At 49.5% G+C, this 6,836-nt stretch carries 5 protein-coding genes; all 5 read right to left on the bottom strand.

From position 1 onward, the window contains the following. Positions 1-39 precede the first annotated feature (39 nt). Positions 40-258, bottom strand: coding sequence for a hypothetical protein (locus AC5I6P_RS26485; protein ID WP_495696770.1), 219 nt, complete (start codon positions 256-258; stop codon positions 40-42). 102 nt (positions 259-360) lie between these two features. Then, positions 361-852: a hypothetical protein gene (locus AC5I6P_RS26480; RefSeq protein ID WP_495696769.1), complete on the bottom strand. Its 492-nt coding sequence runs from the start codon at positions 850-852 to the stop codon at positions 361-363. 44 nt (positions 853-896) lie between these two features. Continuing rightward, a complete protein-coding gene (locus tag AC5I6P_RS26475) occupies positions 897-4,034 on the bottom strand; it encodes an efflux RND transporter permease subunit (RefSeq protein WP_495696768.1) in 3,138 nt (1,045 codons plus the stop codon). 10 nt (positions 4,035-4,044) lie between these two features. Continuing rightward, positions 4,045-5,700 carry an efflux RND transporter periplasmic adaptor subunit gene (locus AC5I6P_RS26470; RefSeq protein ID WP_495696767.1) on the bottom strand — a complete coding sequence of 552 codons (1,656 nt, stop codon included), beginning with the start codon at positions 5,698-5,700 and terminating at the stop codon, positions 4,045-4,047. Positions 5,701-5,781: 81 nt separating this feature from the next. Beyond that, positions 5,782-6,468 carry a DUF305 domain-containing protein gene (locus tag AC5I6P_RS26465; protein WP_495696766.1) on the bottom strand — a complete coding sequence of 229 codons (687 nt, stop codon included), beginning with the start codon at positions 6,466-6,468 and terminating at the stop codon, positions 5,782-5,784. Positions 6,469-6,836 lie beyond the last annotated feature (368 nt).

Genomic DNA, 6,836 nt, shown 5'->3' with positions numbered 1-6,836 from the left:
ACTGAAACTTACCATGCCCCACCCTTCCGCAACTCCTCTTCATGCAACAACGCCCTGGCTATCATTCATCTTCTGCTCCATCATTTTCTTGCAGCAACCGCAGCCGCTCATTTGTTCAGATTGAGGAGTAGGATTCTGAGTTTGAGCAACTGGTTTCTGCTTCTCCTGGGCAACAGTGCTGCTTGCTGAAAGCACCAAGAATGATAGGAATGCAATTGTGCCGACCGCAGCAAGCTTAAGTCCGTGCAATTTGTTCATATTTACTCCCAATTGAATCGTTAAACAGGCTAAAAACTGGTTATTGAGAACAGCCTTATCTCTAGCTTAAGAATAAGAAATGAAATCAAGATGAAATGGGCGTTATTGTTTAAAACTAAAGCGCCCGTTCACTTTCTCTCCGTTAATGTCCGATAGAATGGCAACTTTGTACTCGCCTGCGGCGGCGCTGGGCAAAATTGCCGTGTAGTGCTTATCGCCTGCGTCGTACTTCATCGCCAACGATTTCTGACTGCCATCAGGCAACTGAACTTGAGCTGTTACTTTTGCATTGGGAATTGCTTCATGGTTGTCCCCTTTCTGCAAGAACAAATCCAGATGAGTCCCACTGGTCTCCTTTCCTGTCACTAGCTCCAAATGGTAAGGTCCCGATTCAATCACCTGTCCGCCTTGCCCACCATGATTTTCACCGGATGTAGCTTTAGCAGTACCAGCAGGAGAAGCGACAGAAGGCTGAGTTTCCGTAGGCGCAGTAGGGCTACTGGCTGAATTAGTTGCTTGGTTGCCGCTGCTGCAAGCGGCCAGAAATAGCAGCCCGATCGCCGAAATTGCTGTTACATTCATTTTCAATTGCATGATGTTTTTCCTCGTTAATCAACAAAACTGTTGGCTTTAGACCGTTAAGCCTTTCCTTGAAGGTGCTCCGTCTCTCGTTGAGAGACTTTGCCGTTCTCCACAATTAATCGTTTGGGAAATAGGTACTTGCCGAACCTGCTGGCATAGAGCGCAGGTAATATCAGCAGCGTTAGTGCTGTAGAGGTAAAAAGTCCACCCAGAACAACGATCGATAAGGGTTGCAAAAGCTCTTTTCCAGGTCCGCCTGCAATGACTAGGGGCGCTAACCCTAAGGCAGAAGTAAACGCTGTCATGAGAATGGCATTGAGTCGCTCCATCGACCCTTGAATCAGAAGATCTTTTAACGGCATTCCAGCGGCAAACTTGGTGTTGTAGTTGTCTACCAGGAGCAACCCATTTCGGGTGGCGACCCCAAACAATGTGACAAATCCCACCAGTGAAGCAATCGAGAGAATTCCTCCCGTTAGCGCCACGGCAATGACACCCCCCACGAGAGCTAGTGGCAGGTTAATCATGATCATGGCGGTAGACGCTACTGATTTTACCGAGAGATACATGATGATAGTGATAACGACAAAGGCGATGGCGCTAAAGAGCAAAATGTTTTGGGACGCCCGCTCTTCGGCTTCAAATTGCCCGGCATACTGAATGTAGTAGCCTGGCGGAATTTGAACTTGCTGCTTGACCTTTGCTTGAATATCACTCACCACCGAGCGCAAATCTCTCCCCTGGGCGTTGGCAGCGACCACAATTAAGCGAGAAACATTTTCACGGTTAATCGTGTTGGGACCCGTGCCGTCTTGGACGGTTGCCACCTGTGCCAACGGGATTCTATTGCCGCTAGGCGTATCAATCACTAAATTGCCGATGGTATCTAAACTTTGACGCGCTTCTGGCTTTAACCACACGACTAAGTCAAAGGTTTGCTGTTGCTCTAAAACTTGAGACACCACTCGTCCATTTAATGCCGTTTCAATCGTTTCTGAAAGTTGCCCAATCGTTAACCCATAGCGGGAAGCGGCAACGCGATTGAACTGAATCTGAATTTGCTCCACCGGAATTTGGGGCTCAAGCTGGAGATCGACCACACCTTCAACCGCTTGCATGGCATCATTCACTTGCTGCCCTAGGGTGCGGAGTTGTTCCAGTTCAGGACCGAAGATTTTAACGGCAATCGCGCTTCTGATCCCTGAGAGCACTTCATCCATCCGGTGAGAAATGAAGCCGCCTACGTTGGGTGCTGCCCCTGGCACGTTACTAAACTCCTGCCGCAACAACTCCACACTGGCTTTACGGTCTTTCATCCCCGTCTCGCTCAACTCGACATCCAGGTGAGTCAGGTTTACCCCTGCGGCATCGGCATCGCCTGCTGCCCGTCCCGATCTGACTTGAATGCTTTGAAAGCTGGGATTATCTTTCAGTTTATGTTCGAGCACAGAGGCAGCGCTGTTTGTAGCTTCTAACGATGAGCCAGGATACAGCAGCAGCGTATTGACCAGCGATTGTTCCTGAAATTCTGGTAGAAAGATCCGTCCAAACGACGGCACTACGATCGCTGCCGCCACTAGACTTGCTCCTGCAATACCTAAAATAAGAGTCGATCGCCGCATCGAAAACTTCAGTAGCGGCAGATAAAGTCTTTTGAAGGACCGAGCGACTAAAGGCTCTCGTTCAGGCAGGCGACCATAGGGCAGCAAAATCGCGCACAGGGCGGGCGTAACTGTCAGCGCAACAACGCTGGAGGCCAATACTGCTGCCAGATAGCCTAACCCCATCGGAATAAAAATGCTGCCTTCTACACCGGTGAGTGCAAAGATGGGCGAGAAGACAACGATCGTAATGATAGTGGCTCCAAATACAGAATCGCGCACTTCCTGACACCCCTCAAAGACCACCTCTAAAACGGGGCGGGGATGGGGAGAGTATTTGTTTTCCCGCAGGGAGCGATAGACATTTTCGGCATCGACGATCGCATCATCTACTGCTGACCCGATGGCAACTGCCAAACCGCCTAAAGTCATGGTGTTTAGCCCTTGTCCTAGCCAGTTGAGCGCTAGCACCCCAATCAATAAAGACAGAGGGAGAGCTGCTAAACACACCACTAAGTTGCGCCAATTCATTAAGAACGGAATCAAGATTAAGGCAACGATAATGCTGCCTTCAATTAATGCCTCTCGCACATTGTCGATTGACGCATCAATATAAGTTTCCTGGCGAAACGTCGTGGCGACTTGAATGCCTTCTGGTAATCCTGCTTTTACCTCAGTCATTGCGGCTTCAACAGCGCGGGTAACTGTGGGTGTGTCAGCTTGGGGTTGTTTATTGACGATCGCAACGACTGCTTTTTCAGCGTTGACACTAGCATCTCCACGCTTTATTGCTGCACCAATTTTGACATCGGCTACGTCTGTGATTCTGACAGGAGTGCCATTACGAGCGGTAATTACCGATTGTTTTAAGGCTTCAATGTCCTCGATTCGCCCGATGCCTCGAATCAGTTTTTCGCGATCAGGCGTAATTAAATAACCCCCTGGCGCATTCACATTTGCCGCTGCCACTGCTTCTGACACTTGTTGCAACGACACCTTAAAGGCTTGCAGTTTCTCTGGAGCAACCAGAACTTGATATTGTCGTACATCGCCACCAAACACGATAACTTGCGTGACTCCTGGCACGGCCAGCAAGCGATTGGTGACTTGCCAATCGACCAGTCGTCGCACCTCCATTAAGTCCCTTGTTTTAGAGGTAAAGGCGTAGGTGACGATGGTGCCAATGGGAGAGCTGATGGGAGCAATTTGTGGCGTCTCAATCCCTTCTGGAAGTTTACTTTGAGCAGATTGTAGCCGTTCGGTCACTAACTGCCGGGCTTGGTAGATATCAGTGCCCCAGTTAAAAACCACTCGTACCACTGAAATACTGGCTGCACTCGAAGACCGAACTGCTGAAACTCCTGGTGTGCCATTGATTGCGCTTTCAATGGGGAGTGTCACCAAGGATTCCACTTCTTCAGGTGCAAGTCCTGGCGCTTCGGTTTGAATTTCAACCTGTGGCGGCGCAAAGGTAGGAAATACATCCAGTGGCATCTGGATGATAGTGCGGAAGATCCAAATAGTGATGACAATTGCCCCTAGAATCACGAGCCATCGGCGAGCGATTGCCCATTGAATGATGGAACTTAGCATGACGGTTTACCTAGTGCGGTTGGTGAGGATGACGATCACCGTCTGACTTCAAAGCAGGTGTTGGCGTGTGGGTGTCATAGTCAGTCAGGCTCAAGCCATCGAGAGACTCATGGCTTGTGTGACCGTTGGACAATGGAGCAAATTCCTTGTTGCGATGGCGACGATTTGACCACGCCATGCCAGCCCCAAAGGCACCTGCCATAATCGCTCCTCCAATAGGAACGCCAACCCACCAAGGAATCGAAGGCTGTGGGTTAGAGGCTGAATTTACTGCCTCGTGATCAGCAGCGGGCTGGCTGCCGCCTCGTAGCGATTGGGCATAGAGCTGATTAGCGCGTTGGGTGACAATGCGATCGCCGTCAAACAACCCGGACTTGACCTCAACCACTTCACCTGTGTCTCTACCTAAGGTGACTTCTGTCGGTTGAAACGCTGAGCCATTTTGCACAAAGACGATCGTCTTTTTATCGTTTGTGGTGATCAGTGCTGATTTAGGAACTGCTAACAAGGCAGCGGCAGTCCGATCAGTTAACACTTCTAATTCTGCGAACATCCCTGGTTTCAGCGCCCCATCCGGATTGTCCAGTCGTGCTTTTACCGGCACGACGCGGGTTTCCCCTTCAACAACTGATTCAACCACACTGATGCGTCCTTGAAACGTACGCTCGGGCACGCTGGAAATTTTCATCTGGACTCGCTGTCCAGTCTGAATGCGATCAAGGTCTTTCTCATAGATATTGGCGCTCACCTGAACACTGCTGCCGTTAATAATCGTCATCACCTTCTTGCCTGCGTCCTCGCCCGATTCGCCCGTAGTAGTTTCACGATCGGCAACGGTGCCTGAAATCGGAGCCGTTATGGTGATTGTGCCATCTTGGTTTGCAGTTGCGCCCAGTTGCCGCAGGCGAGTCTGATAGGTTTCGTCACTCAGTTGCACTCGTGATTGAGCGACTTGTACCGCCGATTCAGCTCGTCGTAGTTGTGCCGATGCCTCTGAAACCTCTAAGCGACTTTCAGCTTTGGTAAGAGCCGCTTTTGCTTCTGCCAGTTTGGTTTCCGATTCTAGAAAGGTGCGTCGGGGAAGGGCACCACTGCTAGCCAGTTCCCGGTCTTTGTTGAATCGCTCCTGAGCAAAGCTCAGTTGTGTCCGGGCTTGAGCCACGTCTGTGACTGCAATTTTTTGTTGTTGAGCAAAGTTTTGCTGTGCCAGTCGCAAATCAGCTTGTGCCTGCTGGGTAGAGCCAAGCGCTTCTGATCGACGGTCTAAGGCAGTAGTTCGGATCTCAGCCAATTCTGGGCTAGTCATAATGGCAACGGCTTGACCGGCACTCACCGTATCTCCCGGTTGAACAAGTAGCCGCGTCACTGTTCCTCTGACTGGAGTGGTCACTTCAACCTGTTGGTTGGGAAGAGATTCAATTTGTCCGGTGGTTTTAATGCCAAACGCTAAGCGTTGACGCGATACAGATTCGACTTTTAAGCCCAATTGTTTCATCGTTTCTGCATCGACTTTAATGGCATCTGCCGATTGAGCTGAATGGCTTCCTCCCTGAAATTCGTTGCCGTGCCCAGCATGAGCAAAAACGCGAATTGGAGTTGCTAGGAGCAACAATATGAGCAGGGAGGCTGTCATCTGGGCCGTTGATCGTTGAGGGAGATAAGTCATTTTGGTCGCTTCCTTCGCACAGAGCAATCAATGCGTTTCACAGAGTAATGAAATCAAAGTGAAATCTTTTAGCCCAAGACTCTATTGCTTGTACCAGGCTTGTTTCCACTGCTGCATTTGCTTAATTTCAGCGTTCTGAGAGGCCATGATTTCTTGAGCCAGCTGTTTGATTTCAGGGCGCTTTGACTTATTGAGAGCCTCTTGGGCCATCACGACTGCACCTTCGTGATGCGGAATCATGGCGTTAAGAAACCGCAGATCAAACGCGTCATCTGCCGCGCCTAAATCCAGGTTCATCATCATGCCTTTTATTTGGTCTTGAGACATGGGCATGGAATGACCCATTTCTGAGTTGTAAGCGACTGGCTCTGCACTGGCTTTGGGATACCAGGCTTGCCGCCATTGCTTCATCTGGCTCATTTCTTTGTCTTGAGCGTTGATAATGTCAGCCGCCAGCTTTCTGATTTCAGGACGCTTGGATTTCTGCTGCGCTTCTTTTGCCATTTCAACAGCTCCTTGATGATGGGGAGTCATGGCATCGATAAACCGTAGATCAAATTCGGCGTCGGCTGGACCCAAATCCATGCTGCCGTGGTTCATACTACTGTGATCCATACCTTGCATTGAGCCAGCATCAGCCGCAGCAGGACTGGGGGCCTGGGCTTGGTTTTGAGCAGCGGTGGAGCAGGCATTTAGAAAACTGCTGGTAGCGATCGCTCCTAGTGTTAGAGCTAGAAAACCTGTTTTTGCGAAGAAGTTGCGTAACATCTGTTTGTTGTGACTTAGATAAAGGGTCAGAAAAGTGATGTTGTTATTCTGAATGCTCCAGTTGACTGGAGAGTCAATAGGTTCCAAATGCCTGAGTTGTAAAAGCCTTTCGAGGACATATGGCTAGGGGCAAATTGGCACACTTTCTTAGCGTTACACGCAGTTATGAAATCAAGATGAAATGGCTCTCGTTCTAAAGCATGAATTTGTCTCCCTTCGGAAGAAAGACGTAATTACATTGCTATGCCTCTAGGCTAAAAAACCTCTAGTACATTTTTTGTGTTCATTCATGAGGAGGCACAATATATCTATGAACTCATACCAAATCTCCAAAGATAGGCTACAGATGGTATAACTCAAGTGACGAG

The organism is Myxacorys sp. (assembly GCF_059501405.1).
The sequence above is the reverse complement of the archived record's forward strand: the minus strand, read 5'-3'. Positions and strand labels throughout refer to the sequence as shown.

What these genes read in the sequence shown, in the direction of transcription:
- AC5I6P_RS26465 (WP_495696766.1), bottom strand. Translation starts at nt 6,468, where the DNA reads ATGTTACGCAACTTCTTCGCAAAAACAGGTTTTCTAGCTCTAACACTA.
- AC5I6P_RS26485 (WP_495696770.1), bottom strand. Translation starts at nt 258, where the DNA reads ATGAACAAATTGCACGGACTTAAGCTTGCTGCGGTCGGCACAATTGCA.
- AC5I6P_RS26480 (WP_495696769.1), bottom strand. Translation starts at nt 852, where the DNA reads ATGCAATTGAAAATGAATGTAACAGCAATTTCGGCGATCGGGCTGCTA.
- AC5I6P_RS26470 (WP_495696767.1), bottom strand. Translation starts at nt 5,700, where the DNA reads ATGACTTATCTCCCTCAACGATCAACGGCCCAGATGACAGCCTCCCTG.
- AC5I6P_RS26475 (WP_495696768.1), bottom strand. Translation starts at nt 4,034, where the DNA reads ATGCTAAGTTCCATCATTCAATGGGCAATCGCTCGCCGATGGCTCGTG.